17 protein-coding genes are annotated in these 16955 nt (G+C 45.2%); 7 read left to right on the forward strand and 10 right to left on the reverse strand.

Features of this window, described 5'->3' with window-relative positions; translation table 11 throughout:
- Window positions 1-65: 65 nt before the first annotated feature.
- From VST71_11480 to VST71_11510, 7 genes are all read right to left on the reverse strand, one after another.
- Window positions 66-302 (reverse strand): DUF2188 domain-containing protein, encoded by a 237-nt coding sequence (locus tag VST71_11480; protein ID MEC4686340.1) that lies wholly within the window; start codon window positions 300-302, stop codon window positions 66-68.
- 17 nt (window positions 303-319) lie between these two features.
- On the reverse strand, window positions 320-1558 hold the full coding sequence (locus tag VST71_11485; GenBank protein MEC4686341.1) for a restriction endonuclease subunit S: 1239 nt from the start codon (window positions 1556-1558) through the stop codon (window positions 320-322).
- A gap of 129 nt (window positions 1559-1687) precedes the next feature.
- Window positions 1688-1963, reverse strand: a complete 276-nt coding sequence (locus VST71_11490; GenBank protein ID MEC4686342.1) for a thermonuclease family protein — start codon at window positions 1961-1963, stop codon at window positions 1688-1690.
- A 29-nt stretch (window positions 1964-1992) separates the two neighbouring features.
- A complete protein-coding gene (locus tag VST71_11495; protein MEC4686343.1) occupies window positions 1993-3090 on the reverse strand; it encodes a HigA family addiction module antitoxin in 1098 nt (365 codons plus the stop codon).
- Window position 3091: 1 nt separating this feature from the next.
- Complete coding sequence (locus VST71_11500) at window positions 3092-3391, reverse strand: type II toxin-antitoxin system RelE/ParE family toxin (GenBank protein MEC4686344.1); 300 nt, start codon at window positions 3389-3391, stop codon at window positions 3092-3094.
- A 77-nt stretch (window positions 3392-3468) separates the two neighbouring features.
- Window positions 3469-4989, reverse strand: a complete 1521-nt coding sequence (locus tag VST71_11505; protein MEC4686345.1) for a type I restriction-modification system subunit M — start codon at window positions 4987-4989, stop codon at window positions 3469-3471.
- Window positions 4982-5623 (reverse strand): restriction endonuclease subunit S, encoded by a 642-nt coding sequence (locus tag VST71_11510; protein MEC4686346.1) that lies wholly within the window; start codon window positions 5621-5623, stop codon window positions 4982-4984. The genes VST71_11505 and VST71_11510 overlap by 8 nt, the downstream gene beginning before the upstream one ends.
- 458 nt (window positions 5624-6081) lie before the next feature.
- Here VST71_11510 and VST71_11515 point away from each other — a divergent pair, with 458 nt between their 5' ends.
- The gene (locus VST71_11515) at window positions 6082-7344 is read left to right on the forward strand and encodes a DNA repair exonuclease (GenBank protein MEC4686347.1); all 1263 of its coding nucleotides are present in this window, start codon (window positions 6082-6084) and stop codon (window positions 7342-7344) included.
- A complete protein-coding gene (locus VST71_11520; protein ID MEC4686348.1) occupies window positions 7344-10862 on the forward strand; it encodes an AAA family ATPase in 3519 nt (1172 codons plus the stop codon). Before VST71_11515 ends, VST71_11520 begins: the two co-directional genes overlap by 1 nt.
- A 58-nt stretch (window positions 10863-10920) precedes the next feature.
- On the opposite strand, the gene bioD is transcribed toward VST71_11520, so the two are convergent.
- The 3 genes from bioD to bioF are packed head-to-tail and all read right to left on the reverse strand — an operon-like array spanning window position 10921 to window position 13470.
- On the reverse strand, window positions 10921-11622 hold the full coding sequence (gene bioD / locus VST71_11525; GenBank protein ID MEC4686349.1) for a dethiobiotin synthase: 702 nt from the start codon (window positions 11620-11622) through the stop codon (window positions 10921-10923).
- A gap of 7 nt (window positions 11623-11629) precedes the next feature.
- Window positions 11630-12325: an SDR family NAD(P)-dependent oxidoreductase gene (locus tag VST71_11530; protein ID MEC4686350.1), complete on the reverse strand. Its 696-nt coding sequence runs from the start codon at window positions 12323-12325 to the stop codon at window positions 11630-11632.
- Window positions 12322-13470 carry an 8-amino-7-oxononanoate synthase gene (gene bioF, locus VST71_11535; protein ID MEC4686351.1) on the reverse strand — a complete coding sequence of 383 codons (1149 nt, stop codon included), beginning with the start codon at window positions 13468-13470 and terminating at the stop codon, window positions 12322-12324. The genes VST71_11530 and bioF overlap by 4 nt, the downstream gene beginning before the upstream one ends.
- Window positions 13471-13662: 192 nt before the next feature.
- On the opposite strand from bioF, the gene VST71_11540 reads away from it, so the two are divergent.
- From VST71_11540 to VST71_11560, 5 genes are all read left to right on the forward strand, one after another.
- Window positions 13663-13986, forward strand: coding sequence for a septum formation initiator family protein (locus tag VST71_11540; GenBank protein MEC4686352.1), 324 nt, complete (start codon window positions 13663-13665; stop codon window positions 13984-13986).
- Between the two features lie 18 nt (window positions 13987-14004).
- Complete coding sequence (locus VST71_11545) at window positions 14005-15276, forward strand: response regulator (GenBank protein ID MEC4686353.1); 1272 nt, start codon at window positions 14005-14007, stop codon at window positions 15274-15276.
- A gap of 6 nt (window positions 15277-15282) precedes the next feature.
- The gene (locus VST71_11550; protein ID MEC4686354.1) at window positions 15283-15651 is read left to right on the forward strand and encodes a response regulator; all 369 of its coding nucleotides are present in this window, start codon (window positions 15283-15285) and stop codon (window positions 15649-15651) included.
- 36 nt (window positions 15652-15687) lie between these two features.
- On the forward strand, window positions 15688-16083 hold the full coding sequence (locus VST71_11555; protein ID MEC4686355.1) for a chemotaxis protein CheW: 396 nt from the start codon (window positions 15688-15690) through the stop codon (window positions 16081-16083).
- A partial coding sequence (locus VST71_11560; GenBank protein ID MEC4686356.1) for an Hpt domain-containing protein occupies window positions 16083-16955 on the forward strand: 873 nt, incomplete at its 3' end. The genes VST71_11555 and VST71_11560, both read left to right, overlap by 1 nt.

The following is a 16955-nucleotide window of genomic DNA, read 5'->3' on the forward strand; positions in this document are numbered from 1 at the left end:
CATAACCTATCTACATAAGTCTTTCATGGATATTGAATTCTCAAATTTCCTATTTTCACTATAATCTACTTCTTATCCTTTGGTGGACATGGATCGTTACCACGACTGTCCGAACGGGAGATCTTACCGTCAAGGTTATGAATAACAAGCTCGCTGCCCACCTGATTCCTACTGATTTCTCTTGCGCGGTTAATTGCATCCTGTTTACGATCAAAATAACCAGAAGCTCTGTCAGCCCCGCCTTTTTTAATATTCCATCCTCCGTCAGAATCAGGCACTACATGATGTGTTTTTCTTGGCATAATTTAATCCTCCTTCTTTAAACTTTCACCCTCACTTCCCCTGTCAACAAAACCTGCATGAGTGCGGTTTTTATATTTTGCATACTATCAAGCAGTTCTTGTTTTGCAGTAAGATTGTTATCTATACTCCTGATGATACTTATAATCTTATGCTGTTCTTCAGGTGACGGTAGGGGAACAGGAAACAATTTAAGTTGGGAAGAGTTAATAGACGCTAAATTAGTTGTCTGTTTTGCTGCATTCAAGAAAAACTGTTTTCCTATCGTACTGGCAGCAAAAATAGCCAAGTAATATGGCGATATTCTTGAAGAGCATCTTACGGCAAAGACATGATTTTGATGCACACAAGGATTAATTTTAGCCTCCCAAACGCAGCCTCTTCCTAGTTTATCATTGTCACCACCTTCATTAAAAAGCACATCGCCCTTTTGAAGTAGGTATCTCTCGGCTTTATTTTTGTCAATAACAATATGCTTAATTTCTGAAAGATCAACAAATCCATCTTGCACATTAGCAACTCGCAAGTAAGGAAGCGTTATAGGGTTCTCTTTTTTCTTTTTAGAGTTCTTCGCAACTCCAGTTTGAACTTTCGCTATCTCTCTAAGTTTCACCACTTCCCACTCCTCCGGTATCTCTCCGATAGGTGTCTTTTTAAATTTATTATGCCGTCCGGGGATACCTCTGGTGAGGAGTTCCTGCATCAGCCCCTTTTTTACAACCTTTGTTTGCTCAATGACCGCTTTTGTTTTTTCAATCGCATCGTCTACAGATGAAATGATTGCAGCGATTTTGCGCTGATCGAGAAGAGGGGGAAGAGCTATTGGGAAAGCAGCAAGTGCAGAATAATTTACAGAATCACGTACTGTGCCTTGCGTACTAACTTTAATAAGATTCTTTACCCGTCCGCTTTTTAACCAATGGCTAAGAAAATCTGCGTCTATATCAGACAGGGTTTCAAAGATTACATACATGGGACTGAGCAATCCAGCATCATAATTTTTTAATCGTGCTAAAGACCCGACGTTGAGACGTGAAGGATTGTAGGCAAATTGTCCTTTACGAACAACTTTGTAATTGTCCAGATTTTTACTATAGACTTTTCTTTCAAAGTATTCTTCTGACAGCACAAAGCCTTGTGTATTGGTAACGCTAAGAACTGGTAACCTCCCATGACTTCCGTTTCTCTCTTTAATTTCCTGTAAATACTGTCCTAATCTAATCTCTTTCCACCCTTCCGGCACCGCTTTACTCACCATCACCCCCCAACTCCTCTTTCCCAAGTTCCTGCATAATCTGTTTCTCCAACACTTACTCCAACAAGTTGTTGGAGATTTGGAAGGTCTTCGTATGCTGTGTGTCTTCCCTCATTTCATAAACCTCACTGATTATCTTCCTTTATCAGTATACCCCTTATTCCTCATCACCTGATTAACGGATTTGCCAGCGACTTTTACATTTGCAACAATTCGCCGATAAGATGTGCCTTTTTCGTCATAGCTGACAGTTTTCCCTTCAATCAGGTTACTCAATTCATTTCTTGCCTTAGCTCCTCCTTTTGTCCCAAGTTCTGGAGCCCTCACCTTGGAAAGGCGAACTGATTTTCCACCTTGGATCTTAAAAGTATCTCCATCGATTACTTTTGAAACTTTTCCTTTTGCCATTTTTAATCCTCCTTTCTCTGAAACTGCACCTAAGTTTTGATATATTCAGCAAATATCGGGCGTACTTTACTCATCAGATTGCGCAGATTGGTATAGGGTATCAGCTTTTCGTACTGTAATCTTCCAACAACGATTGCAGGGTGGATACCAAGTTTCCGGGCAAAAGAGATAACAATCTTTCTTGAAAAATATGGGTTGCTCCGGCTTACAAAATCCCTGAAACTCTCTGATGGGATTAACAAGTCACGTGCGGTTTGATTTGCCCTTTTCTCAACTTCGTTCTCTGGTTCGTCTGTTATATCCTTGTCAATGTAACTGATATTATTCCTGGAACTTTCTAACAAATGTGCAAGTTCATGCATCAACGTAAACCAGAAATTATCCATTCTATCCATTCTCAGAGATAGGGCAACTACCGGTGACTTTTTGTCCAGCCAGAAGGCAGCACCATCAACACGCGTCTGGGGCAGAGGTGGCACAAAGACAAGTCGGATGCCGAGTTCACAGAGTCTTTGATGGATCTGGCGGGTGGTTTGCTCCTCAACAGAAAGTAAGGCTAACCCCTTAACAGATTGCCTTAACTTTTTTAAGTCAAATTCGGGACAGGAGTGTTTTCGTGCTTCTATTTCTGCTTTTCTTATCCAAGCCATGAGCGATGGAGTATCAATAACACCAGAGCCGGACTTACGAAAATCTGCTGCTATTGCAGGGGGGGTATCCAAATCTGGAATGCCAAGGAAGTCAAGAACCTCTGCTTCTAACAGGTTAATCGACTCTGACGCCTTTATCCAACCGCGTTTTATCAGTTCTTTTACCGGAGCTATACTGTATAATTTTGCTTTTCGTGAAACAAGCTCTGCCTTATGTTGCTCCTGAAAAAGCATATCCAACCTGTAAGCTGATTCAAGGTTCAACCAGAACTCAGGGGAAGTCCCCAGTGCTTCCGAGAAAAGGATTGCTGTCTCCGGGGTAATTGTCTTCTTACCGGCTATTATTGCATTAATGGACTGCAAAGGCTTACCCGTTATTTCTGCAAAATCTCCCTGGGTCCAGCCACGTGCATCAAGCTCTTCTTTTAATATTTCACCCGGCGGTATTGGCCGATATGGCCTTTTCCTGTTTTCCATTTTAGTCCCCATAATGGTTATTTATCTCTATTAAAACCACTGTCTTCCCATCTTCATCTTTTTCAATCGTTAATATTAATCTCCATCCTTTATTAAGCCTTATGGAATATCTATTCCTTTCTGATTTCAGCTTTTCAAAGTGCAGACTCTTTAATGCTCTCAAATCCCTTTCGTCTTTAGCACCCTCAATAGTCCTTACTCGCCTTTTGAAAGCCTCCACTATACCCAAAGGGTAGCCTTCGCTTCCAGTTCCATAAAGATAAAGACGTTTCAGCTTAGAATCAGCAAACCTAAACTTCACTAATCATTCTCCATATATTATAAAACATAACTGATAACTTGTCAACTTATTTTCACCGCTAAGGTGAATACAGTTTATCAATATCCTAATTCTTTTAAGAAGGCATTCATCCTTGCCTCTGCCTCATCACGCTCTTTCTCAAGCCGGCGAAGCTTTTTTAAGGCCTCCTTTACATCAATCTTTGGTTCAGGAATTGTGTTATCCACATATCTGGTGATATTCAGGTTATAGTCATTGTCTTTAATCTCTTCAAGCGATACAACCCTGGCATAACGCTCAATATCCTTATACTCGCTGAAGGTTTTTACAATCTTCTTTATGTCCTGCTCCCTCAGAAGATTCTGATTCTTTCCAGCCTCATATTCATCTGCAGCATGGATAAATAGAACTTTCCCTTTTCGTTCATCTGGTTTGTTTCTATTGAATATCAATATTGCTGCCGGTATGCCTGTCCCATAAAACAGATTTGACGGAAGTCCTACAACAGCCTCAAAAAGGTCATGTTCCAGAAGTCCCCGGCGGATTCTTCCTTCCGCAGCTCCACGGAATAAAACACCATGGGGCATGACAACACCTACCATGCCCTGCATATTTATGGTTGCCACCATATGCTGGACAAAGGCATAATCGCCTTTTGTCTTTGGAGGCAGACCAAATCGGAAACGTCCATATCCATCATTTTCACCCACTTCCCTGCCCCACTCATCAAGACTGAAAGGAGGATTTGCTATCACCCTGTCAAAGAGCATGAGTTCAGCGTCCTTAACAAGCTTTGGGTCACGAATAACATCTCCTTTTTCGATCCTTGCATCAGGAAGTCCGTGCAGAAGCATGTTCATTTTGCATATTCCCCAGGTGCCGAGATTTTTCTCCTGGCCAAAAAGTGAAAGGTTCTTTGGGTTTCCTCCCCGGCGTTCAATATGATGGGCACATTCAATAAGCATACCTCCGGAACCTACGGTTGGGTCGCAGATTCTCATCCCCTCTCCCGGGGCAAGGAGTTCTACAAGAAGCTGGACTACCTTCCGCGGTGTATAAAATTCTCCCCCTTTTTTGCCTGCATCATCAGCAAATTTCTCTATCAGGTACTCATAGGCCCTGCCGAGCATATCTGGTTCCGACAGGTCTGAATTTTTCAGTCCAATCTGCGAAAAATGCTGAACAAGCCGCAGAAGAACCGTTTCACGGTTTTTTGCATCCCCAAGCCTGTAAGGGTCGTTAAAGTCTATCACTGCAAGGACACCTTCAAGAGATGGATTCTGTTCCTCAAGGGCTTCACATGCCTTGTTAAGGGCTTCACCCATCTGAGTTGACACCTTTCTTATCTTAGACCATCTTGCCCGTGGAGGCACAAAAAACTGGTGCTCATCCGGGTCTTCCCATGCAATTTTCTTGGCTTCTTTCGGGGGAGTTCCGGCCTCAAGCTCCCTTTTTTCAACTTTTTCCGCCTCTTCTTCAAAAACATCCGAAAGGCGTTTCAAAAAAAGCATTCCAAAAATATAATTTTTGTAATCCGATGAATCAATGGAGCCTCTAAGAATATCTGCAGCACCCCACAGGTGAGCATTGAGTTGTTCCCTTGTAAGTCTTCTATTCAACTTTTACCTCCAACTGGTTAGATGATTGCATAAATGATTTAAGGGCAATGCTGTAAGCTATATCACGTCTCAGATTGGCAGATTCAACCGCAGCTCTATAACAATTGTCAGCAGCCGATATTAAGCCCGCAAGCCTTTTCTGAATTTCTACAGGGATTAAAGGTACTTCTATTTTTTCAATATCTGATACTGTCAGGGCTATCTGCCTGGTAGAAGACCTGACGTTTGAAAGCAAAATCTTCTGTCCCTCAGGACTCTGAAAGAAGGCAGACAGGAATATGGGCTCAAAATTACCATTGAGACGTATGGCTATAAGGTTTGATGCTATCAAATAACCATCGAGACTTTCGGGGACAACAGCCGATTTAAGGACTGTACCTCTGCAGGTAACTACCACGTCACCGGAACGCACAGTATATTTCTCCAAATGCCTATGGCTGTCAACTGATATCAGGCAAGGGGCCTCGATATCTATCCGGCCATCTACAATGTTTTTGATGTTTATAGCAGGGACATTTTTACTTAAGCTGATTTTCCCGTTCTTTCTGGAAGGGTACAGACCCTGGAAGATTTTTTCAGCCAACTGAGAGAGCCGGATGTTTTTTGCCTGACTTACAGAGGTTTCTTTAAACATTACACACTATACAATATAAATGAGCTGAATGTCAACAAAATTATTGCAGTATTTTAATACTACAATACAGTATTGGAATACTGGTCTATAAAATTTCAGAATTACAGTCTAAGTTAATGCTTTTTAAGCTGTGTTGCATAACTCGGAAAGTTTTTAATCCTGCCCATAGGGGCGGGGTCCCCTCCCCCCACTTACAGTCAGGAAGGTTATGATTTATTTTGAAGCTTTGTTGTCTAATTTAACATATAATATAGAGTGCTGCGATAGTATCCAATCGCGCAAGTAATGGAGGTGGGAGCATTTCACGGCAGGCCGGACTTGACGCCCCGACACTCTGCATCACATAATAATCCGGGTAGGCAATAGTTCAGCTATTTTCAGGCAGGATTACAGAACAATCAGGATACTTTTTACGGATGATAAGCGGATCATAATTGAATAAAAGGGGAATTTAAACCATGTTTCGTTTTATCCATGCAGCCGATATTCATCTCGACAGCCCTCTTAAAGGTTTAGAATTACCGGAAGACGCTCCTTTAGAAGAGAGCAGGGCAGCGAGTCGTCATGCCCTGGAAAATATGCTTGACTTGGCAATTCGTGAAGAAGTTGCTTTTGTCTTAATTGCAGGGGACCTTTATGATGGTGAATGGCGAGACTTTAACACAGGTCGGTTCTTTAATAAATGCATGGTTAAACTGAGAGATGCGGGGATACGTGTTTTTATTATATCGGGCAATCACGATGCCTCAAACCAGATGACCAGAACCTTGCAATTGCCCGATAATGTTCATATGTTTTCTTCCCGAAAACCTGAGACGGTTACTATCGATAATATAAATGTTGCTGTTCACGGGCAGAGCTTTGCAAACAGAGCAGTGTCAGATAACCTGAGTTTAGATTATCCAAAAGCCAAAAGCGGGCACTTCAATATAGGGTTATTACATACTGCACTCTCCGGGCGGGATGGTCATGAGCCTTATGCCCCCTGCACTGTCGAAGACCTGAGTGCAAAAGGTTATCAATACTGGGCCTTGGGCCATGTACATAATCGTGAGAAAGTTCACAGTGATCCCTGGATAGTTTTTCCCGGAAACATTCAGGGAAGACATATCCGGGAGACCGGGGCCAGGGGATGTACTATGGTTACGGTCGATGGAAACCAGATCAGCAACGTAGAACATATAGACCTCGATGTCCTGCGCTGGAGCTTGTATGAGATCGATCTCAAGGACTGTTTAAACACGGATGAGGTCTGTGATCGCGTGCAGAAGGTTTGCGAGAGGGCCTTGACAGACGGCGATGGACGTCCGGTTATAGTTCGATTGGAGCTGAAGGGAACAACCCCGTCTCATCAGAAATTACACGCTCAGTCCCCTTACTGGACTGAAGCGTTCAGGGCAATTGCCGGCAATCTTGGCGGAGCCGGAGTCTGGCTGGAGAAAGTTAAGCTGAGAACACGGGAGCACACTGACCCTGAATCATTAATTCAGGGTGACACTCCGATAGGAATGCTGCTGACCAATCTTAAGGACCTCGCAATAGATGTGGACAAACTGGCTGACCTTGACACGGAAATGACAGCGTTTCTTAATAAATTACCGGCGGAGATTCGCGGAGGGGTTGATCCATTTGATCCGACTGATCCCGGCCAGTGGGACGAGATCATTTCTGATATTAAAGACCTCCTGGTCGCACGGCTGCTCAGCGAAGGACGGTCATAATGAGAATCAAACGGCTTGACATCAAAGCATACGGCCATTTTACTGATTTCCCGATCGACCTGTCCTCAGAACTGCCGGGACTTCACGTCATATTCGGACCAAATGAGGCAGGCAAAAGCACTGCCCTGAGAGCGCTCAAGGCCCTTTTTTACGGTATCGATGCGCGGACTCCTGACAACTTCCTGCACGACTACAGCAAGCTACTGATTGGAGGACACCTCGAAAATTCGAAGGGAGATTCTCTGGTCTTTTGGAGAAGAAAACGGAATATCGGCGATCTTCTTGATGCTGATATGGCTTTACTTGATGCCGGCACTCTTAATGATTTTCTGGCAGGTGTGGGAGAGCCCCTTTTTGACTCCCTTTTCGGCATTAACCATGAAACTCTGATCTCAGGAGGAAAGGACATCCTTGAACAGAAGGGGGATGTGGGGCAGGCCCTCTTTTCAGCGGGCGCCGGACTTTCGTCCCTGCACGGGATTATTGAAGCTCTGGAGAAGGAAGGTGCAGACCTCTTTAAGGCTGGAGGAAGTAAGCCTGAAATAAATAAGACGACAAAACACTTTCAGTCCTTAAAGAAAGAGATTCGTGTTCTGTCTCTACCCGGCAGCAAATGGAAAAAACAGGAAGACCTCTTTGAAACAGCATCTGCTCAGCTTGTTAAAGCTGAACAGGAGCGAAATAATTGCCGTGCGGAGCTGGAACGGCTCAGAAGACTGAAGCGCGCAATGCCGTATCTGTCCGGAAGGCGCGATATGCTGGAGAAGTTGAATGCCTTGGGGTCTCTGGATCACCTGCCTGGAAACTTTCTGGATAGCCTATCGGAAATTCGTAATGACATTGATGAGTTCGGTAAAAAGCTAAGTGATGCTGAGTCCCTAAAGGAGAGTCTTGAGGAGAAGATAGCCGATTGTGCTGTTCGACAGGAACTCCTTAATCAGGCGGAAACGGTCGATGCATTGCATCAGCGGCTGGGAACACGACTGCAGGCAAAGAAGGACAAGCCAGGGGTTCATGACCAGATGATCCGTTACAGGACAAAGGCCGCAACCCTGCTGAATCATGTTGTTCCCGGCCTTGAAATTTCCCGTATTAATGAAATAAAGCCTTTCATCGATAAAAGACAGGACATACTCAAACTTGGCAATCGATATGCCGGAATTAAGAAAAGCCTGAGGCAGGCTGAAAAGCTGGTTAAAGATCTAACGGGTTCACTCATGAAGACCAAAACCGATCTGGAAACGCTACCTGCTTATACAGAGATGTCGGGGCTGGCCTCGGCAGTTAAAAGTACGCGTAAAGCCGGGGACATAGACCAGCATATCCGGGGTCTGGATCTGGAGATTAAAAACCACCGAGCCTCTGCGGAAACCGAGACGAAACAGCTTGTCCCCTGGGAAAGTCAGATTGATGATCTTCTTTCTCTTCCCATTCCTTCTCTCGATACGGTGAATAAATTTGCTGATGATATTCGGGACACCTCTGAGACAGTCCGAAACGTAGAAGAAAAACTACAGGGGGCTCAGGAAGATATTGACCGAATTAAATCCGAGCTTGGAGAAATGGAAAAAGCCGGAGCTGTACCTACAGTTGAGGAATTGGATCAGGTGCGTGACAGTCGTGATCAGTTGTGGCAGATTGTCAGGCGGGACTGGCTGAAGAAAGAAGATATCGCAGAGGAGCTGAAAAAGCTTGGATTAAGTAAAGAACTTCCAGAGGCTTATGAAGAAGGAGTCAGGAATGCGGATGATGTTTCCGACCACCTTCGTACTGAGGCAGAGCGGGTCCACAAGTATGCGCACCTGACAGCCGAGGCAGAAAAACTTGATAAACAGATTCAACGATTACAAGAATCAGGAGACAAAGCTGCTGAGCGTCTGATCCAAATAGAGAAAGCCTGGAAGGAAATATGGCACAGCTGCGGTATAACGCCCTTATCACCCGGAGAGATGAGAGGCTGGATCGAGCGCTGTCAGGAAATTCAGAGAATGCTTAAAGACCAGATGGATAAGATGGAGCAAAAACAAAACCTGGTTGATCAGCGTCAGGGCCTTTTGGTGCTGCTTGTCAGCGAACTGAAAGACATAGGTAAAGACAAAAAATTTCAGAGTGATGATATAGAGCCGACTATTGCCTATGCGGAACAGCTTCTTGAGGAACTGAAAGGAAATAACAATCAAAGGCATTCGCTGGAAAAAGACATTAACAGGATTCAGAGAGATATTGAGCCTGCAAGAAAAGAATTAGAAACCAGTAAAAGTGCAATGGATAGCTGGCATAAAGACTGGAAGGAACCTATGGAAGGTATCGGGCTTCCTGAAGACACCACTCCGGAAGACGCGGTTGAAGCTCTGGAAAACCTGAGGGATTGTCTTGAGCAACTCGGAAAGGCTGAAGAATCTAAACAAAGGATAGATGCTATGGATAAGTTTAAGGATGAGTTTTCCGGAGATGTTCAGGTTCTCGTAGAATCCGTTGCACCGGAGATCAACGATCTGCCTCCGGAGCAGGCAGTGGTCAAGCTTCAGTCCATGCTGAAAGAAGCGAGAGCCCTGGCCACAAAAAGAGATGGTTTCATGGAACGCGTGGAAGCTACTGAAGAAGATATACGCCTGGCTAAAGTAGAGCTTGATCGGGCTATGGAAAAAATTGATGAACTGAAAAAAACTGCACGATGCGAAAATGATGAGCAGTTATATGAGATTGAGAGAAATTTTCGGGAATTAGTTGATTTAAAGGAAAAATTAAGCCAGGTTGAAGAGACGCTTGCCGGCATTGCTGAGGGAGTACCGCTTGAAGAGTTGGACAAACAAAGCCTGGATGTAGATCCTGATGGCCTGCCCGGCAAGATTGATACAATGGAGAGACAGCTTAAGGATGAACTTGACCCGCTGATCCAAAAGCTGTCAGAGGATAAGGGTGAGGCACGCACCATACTGCAACAGATGGACGGCAGCGGAAAGGCTGCTGAAAAAGAGGAGGAGGCCCAACAGGCTCTGACAAAAGTCAGACGCCTCGCCGATAACTATGTTCGTCTCAGAATTGCAGCTCTGGTCCTCAAGAGGGAGGTTGACCGTTACCGGCAGGAGAACCAGGACCCGATCCTGAAAATCGCTGCCCGTTACTTTTCTAAACTGACCCTGAAAGCATTTTCAGGTCTCAGGTCTGATATTGACGATAGCGGCAAGCCGATTCTTGTTGGAGTCTGCCCTGATGGCAGTTTCAAGACTGTTCAGGAAATGAGCTCGGGTACACGGGACCAGCTCTACCTTGCATTGAGACTGGCGACACTTGAGTGGCGGGTTGAAAAGCATGAGCCGATGCCGTTCATTGCAGATGACATCCTTGTCAACTTTGATGACGCCCGAGCCGAGGCAACTCTAAAGGCATTGGCTTCTCTGGCTGAAAAGAATCAGGTGATTCTCTTTACACATCACCGGCAGATTGTTGAGAGTGCCGAAGCGCTTAAACTAAATAATCTCGTATTCATACACCCTCTCAGCAATATAACGAGTTAATGATTTTAAACCTGCATGCGCAGCAGGGGCTGGGTCTCCACGCCCTTCACCCTCATAATCAAGCCGTCAGCGTCTCTACAGACAAGGCATACCCTGATACCCTGTCCATCTCCTCTTTACTCCTTTCCTCCAGATACGGAAAAACCCCTATAACCGGCACGGTAAGCAGTTTTTCCAAAGCCCGGGGGTTTGTATCCTCGGCAATGTCGCCATGAGGTGGATGCGTATGGTTTATTACCACCCCTGCAACGTGGATACCTTCATTTTCGGCAGCCTTTACAGTCAGGAGGGTATGATTTATTACTCCAAGGGTGTTTCCGGCAACAACAATAATAGAGAGGTCGAGCAGTTTGACAAGGTCACTGACCAGGAGGTCCCTGCTCACAGGAACTATTAATCCGCCCACGCCCTCAACCACCATAAAGTCATGATTACGTGCAATCTTCTCAAAAGTGGTCAGTATTACCTCCTTCCTGATTGCCCTGCCTTCAATCTCAGAGGCTACGAGCGGGGCAACAGGAGTCTCAAACCTGTAAGGAGTAATCTCTGACAGAGGGGTATCAGTCTCCGCCATATACTGCAGAAAGGCACCGTCCACAGGCACAAGCCCTTTTTCACCTTCCACCCTGCAGCCTGTCTCAACGGGTTTCATCACGCCAACATTTACCCCCCTCATTTTAAGCGCACGGGTGATTGCAGCAGCTATTATGGTCTTACCAACTCCTGTATCAGTACCTGTTATAAACACACCGCGTTTCATCACTCCATCACTTCCTGCTCTCAAGCGAAAAGACCTGCCCTGTTATCCCCCGGGTCCCTATAAGATAGGCGATGAAATCAACCACATCGTCAGGGTCTGAAAGGTTACCCCTGATACTTGCACGCCTGGCCCCCTCCATTGCCTTTGGTGACTCAAGCCCCATTCCCAGCGGCAGGTATCCCGGTATAACTGCATTGACATTTATGTTGTATTCTGAAAATTCCATTGCAAGGGAAGAGGTGAGTCCCAGGAGTGCTGCCTTTGATGCACTGTATGCCGCCTGTCCCTCTTTCCCTCTCAATCCGGAGTAAGAAGATATATTGACAATATGCCCGCCCCCTGATTTTATCATGATCGGAGCAAAGTTCCTGATACTGTTAAAAACCCCCTTCAGGTTTGTCCTTATCACGTCATCCCAGTCAGACTCGGGATATTTCAGTAACAGCGCATCCCTTGTAATGCCGGCATTATTTACAAGCACTTGAAGTCTTCCCACATCCCTGTCAAGAGCTTCCGCCATCCCCTGCACATCCCTGAAATCTCCGATATCACCCCTCAGGAGGTAAGGGTCATTCTTCAGTACGCCCTCAAGCCTTCCGGCCTCAATTTCTGACCTGAAATAATGGAGAACAACCCTGTAGCCTTTACTGTCAAACCCCTCGGCAAGCCTGCTGCCAAGCCCGCCTGAAGCTCCTGAGATCATAACAACCCGCAATCCCGTGCCTCCTTCAGTCTCTTTATAAGAAGATCCAGATCTTCTTCTGTATGAACTGCGGACACTGTAACCCTCACCCTTGGAGTCCTGACCGTCGGTTGCCTGATTGCAGGTGCATAAATCCCCCGGCTCATCAAAAACTCCGAAAGACCAACGGCTGACCGGTTATCTTTGAGCACAAGAGGCACAATCGGGGTCTGAGACAAGCCTGTATCTACACCAATCGAATGAAGTCCACGGACAAGGCAGTTCCTGTTCTTCCAGAGCCTCTCCACCAGGGAGGGGTCATCAAGAATAATATTGACTGCCTCAATAGAGGCAGCGACGAGATGTGCCGGAAGTGCAGTAGAGTACATAAGCGTCCTTGAAGTGTTTATCAGCCATTCGGTTACAACCCCCGTAGCTGCAACAAAGGCACCACAGGAGCCCACAGCCTTCGAAAGGGTTCCCATCTGTATTATAAAGGGCTCGGGAGAAAGACCGAAGTGACCGAGCGCCCCCTTCCCTCCTCCAAGAACACCCGTGCCATGCGCATCGTCTATATAAAGGATTGCATCATACCTGAAAGCCAATTCCCGCAATTCTCCTAAAGGGGCAATATCTCCATCCATGCTGAAGACAGAGTCTGTGATTATCACTGATTTTCCCTTTCTGTGTCTGTGCAACAGCCCATTGAGGTGCTCCATATCATTATGCCTGTATATAAAGAGACGTGCCCTGCTGAGACGGCACCCATCTATAAGGCTGGCATGATTGAGCTCATCACTGAAGATCGTTGTATTGCCGTCGGATATTGCAGGGATAACTCCGGTGTTTGCCGCATATCCGGAACCGAATATGACGGATGCCTCTGTACCCTTGAGTCTTGATACAAGAGATTCAAGCCTCCGGTGAAGAACTGTTCCACCAGATATGAGTCTCGATGCACCGCTGCCGGTCCCATACTCTTCAACAGCCCGGACAACGGCCTCTCTTATGGAGGGATGATTGCAAAGGCCAAGGTAATCGTTAGAGGAGAAATTAATCAGGGACCCTCTCCCCGTCTTTATTACCCTGCCCTGAGGGGAATACCTGTCGCTTATACTCCTGAAAAGCCCCTCATGTATTAACCCTTCAAGCCTTTTTTCAAACACGGGATATTTTACCAGAAGGGAACACAGTATTGTTGGGTATTACTGACCTCAGAGGATAAAGCACACGTCCTGGCGTCACGCATCACAGGCAAGATTGCAGACAGGAACCCTGTCATCTCTCCATCGCTATTTTTGATACAACGGGCAAATATGCTATACTTTATGAAAATTATGATATAATGGTCTATAGTTATGTATCCTCAGAACCTGCTCAGGAAACAGGTAGTTAATGAGAGGAAGAAGCAGTCGATAGTCTGCTTTACCGTCCTGCTGATGTTTATCTTTTATCTGGCCTGGGTACTCTTGTTTGATGAAAATGGGGTTGTAAAGTTTTTTGAACTCAAGGCAAGACGCACAACGGTAATCGGCGAGGTTGCGGAGCTGCAGAAGGAGAATGTAAAGCTGAATGAGGAGATAACGTTGCTGAAAGAAAACCCCTTCTACATAGAAAAACACGCCCGTGAAGATATGAATCTCTCCAGACCTGATGAGTATATTTTCATTTTTGATAAATAACCCCCGTATGGAGGCAGTATGGGAAAAAAGAAGTCTGTTCTTATTGTAGATGACTCTCTCACTGTCAGGAGGTTGGTGGAAGTGGTTCTGTCAAGGGAAGGCTATGAGGTTTATACCGCCCCTGATGGTGACGAAGGACTTGAAATCGCAAGAAAGGTCATACCTTCAATAATACTCGTTGATTTTGTAATGCCGAGGATGAACGGGTATAAACTCTGTAAACTTATACGTTCCGACCGCAAGCTGAAGGATATCCCCCTGATACTGATAACCTCCAAGGGGGAGGATGTAGGGCAGTCCTTTGAAGAGAAATTCTGTGTCCTCCATTATTTTCAGAAGCCCTTTGAACCCGACGAGCTTATAGAAAAGATAAACGAGGTTCTGGGTGTTCAGGAAGGGGCTCCGGATAAAACGGTTATATCTGCACCATTGGATACAGAGGGGGAATTAATTGAAGGCATAGACAAACTGTTACGTTATTATTTCGAGAAAGAATTCAGGGTTATGCTCAAAACCCTTATGGTTGAAGTCCTCAAGGAGACCGAGGTTGCCCGTTCTACCGGACTGATAATCTCAGGTGAGCTGAGGTATCTTACAGTTGCAGATGTCCTGCAATTCATAGGAATGCTGAATCTATCAGGCAGACTCTCGGTAGTCTCATCGAATCTCAACTCCGAGATATACCTGGAAAGGGGACAGATTGTCTTCTCCACCATAAGCAAACCCGGCTACAGGACATTTCTTACAGACCTTCTCGTTGAAGAAAAAAAACTAAAAAAGAAAGATTTAAAAAACATTGTCGCGGAGGCAAAAAAACTGAACCTGCCGGTGGGAAGGGTACTCGTCCAGAAAGGCTCTATTACAGACGATGAACTTATGGGCTACCTGAAACGCCTGACTGAAGACGCAATATTTCATACGCTCGCAGCGACTTCCGGCCACTTCTATCTCGAAGAGACACCCCTGCCCCTGAACATGAGTGACATAAAATTCAGGCTGTCAACGAGTGCAACCATTCTTGATGGACTCAGAAAACTGGATGAAAGCAGGCTTGCTGCGGAGATATTCAGAAGTGACGATATGATCCCCCTGAGATTAATAACCAATGAGGACGCACTTGAGGGCATTACCCTTGAGGATAAGGAACTCAGGATATTCTCACTCATTGATGGTAAAACGAGATTGAAGGATATTATAATTAAAAGCAAGATTGACGAACTGGAGGCAAAGAGGATTTGTTATTCCCTGCAAAAGATTGGGCTATTAAAGATAAAGGATGAGAGGAGGTGAGCTTAGATGGCAAGGATTCTCGTAGCAGAAGACAGTATTACCGACCTTCAGTTTATAAAAAATGCCTTGAAGGAGACCGGTTATGAGATACTGACTGCATCAAACGGAGATGAGGCCGAACAAAAGGTGAGGTCGGAAGTGGTGGATCTGATAATACTTGATGTGGTTATGCCTAAAAAGAATGGCTTCCAGGTATGCAGGTCTCTTAAAAGAGATGAAAAATACAGACACATCCCTATTATTCTGATTACATCCAAGACACAGGACAGTGACAGGTTCTGGGGATTAAAGCAGGGAGCTGATGAATATGTTACAAAGCCCTTTGAGCCAACAGATCTTTTAGAGGCGGTAAAAAAACACCTCATGAGTAGATAACAGTGAAATTCAGTCCAATGAGGAAGACATTGCAAAATGGTTGAAAATATAGAAAACTCAGGCACTCCGGAAAAGGAGTATGCTACTCCCGAATTAAAGGCCTGTATATTTTCTGTCGGCGCGCAGGAGTTTTCAGTAGACATGGCCTATCTAAAGGGAATAGCGGAGCTTTCAGATATCTCCCCCCTGCCTCTCAGTCCCCCTTACATAGAGGGGCTTACATCCCTGAGAGGAGAGGCCGTGCCCGTTGTGAATCTCGCCACCCTGAAGGAGCTTCAGGAAGAAAAGGCTAAAGAAAGGTGGCTGATAGTGCTTGAGGTGGAGAGGACTCTTTTTGGAATTATTGCAAACGAGATGCCGGATCTGGCCGCAGATTACAGAGGTGAGTTTATTGATGTCCCGGAATTTTTTGAAACATACAGGTTGAGGTAATGGCAGAAAAGGGTTTACGCGATTTCTTTCTTGCAGAGGCGGAAGAACACCTGGTTGTCCTTGAAAAAGGATTCCTTAAACTGGAAAAGAACCCTTCGGAACTTTCCGGCATACAGGAGCTTTTCAGGGCTGCTCACACCCTTAAGGGTTCCGCTGCACTTGTCAAACTTGATACCACAAGCAAGGTTGCACATAACCTCGAAGATGTCCTTGAGTCAATCCGGGACGGCAATACCCCCGTTACCAGACCGGTCGTTGACTGGCTTCTCCATACCCTTGATGCCATAAAACTCCTCATATCGGAAATAACACTTGGAAATCCTGAAACAAGAGAAGTTGCCGCTGAAGTCGAGGAAAGCCTTAAAGAAATCCTTTCCGGGGAAAAGACTGCAAAGAGTATCTCTGTCAAGAAAGAAAAGGCTGTACCCGAAAAGAGGCAGGTGCCCCGGAGAAAAGAAGACGTCGAGGTACTGTCGAATTACGTCAGAGTTCATGTTGATAACATAGAACGGATGATGAACCTCGTAGGTGAGTTAACAATCCTGAAAAATTATCTACTTTCTGAAACAAGGGGAATATTAGATATTAAAGACGAAATCGAGTATGCCGGCAGCAGGCTAACAAAGGAAATAGATGACTTCAACAGCAAATACGCTTATTCCATTCCGGACAAGATTACATATGTGGATGCACTACTTGAAGATTTCAGGGAACTCGAGTTTGACAGGTATGATGAGCTGAATCTCTTTACCAACAAGCTCCACGAGATAATGGATGATATAACGGAGGCACTTAAAGACTCCGCCAATTTCCTTGTTCGGTTTTCGGATCATATCAGGATGATCGACAGGATCAATATGGATATGAGAGAG

The organism is Nitrospirota bacterium, assembly GCA_035873375.1.
Taxonomy (GTDB): Bacteria; Nitrospirota; Thermodesulfovibrionia; order Thermodesulfovibrionales; family JdFR-85; genus BMS3Bbin07.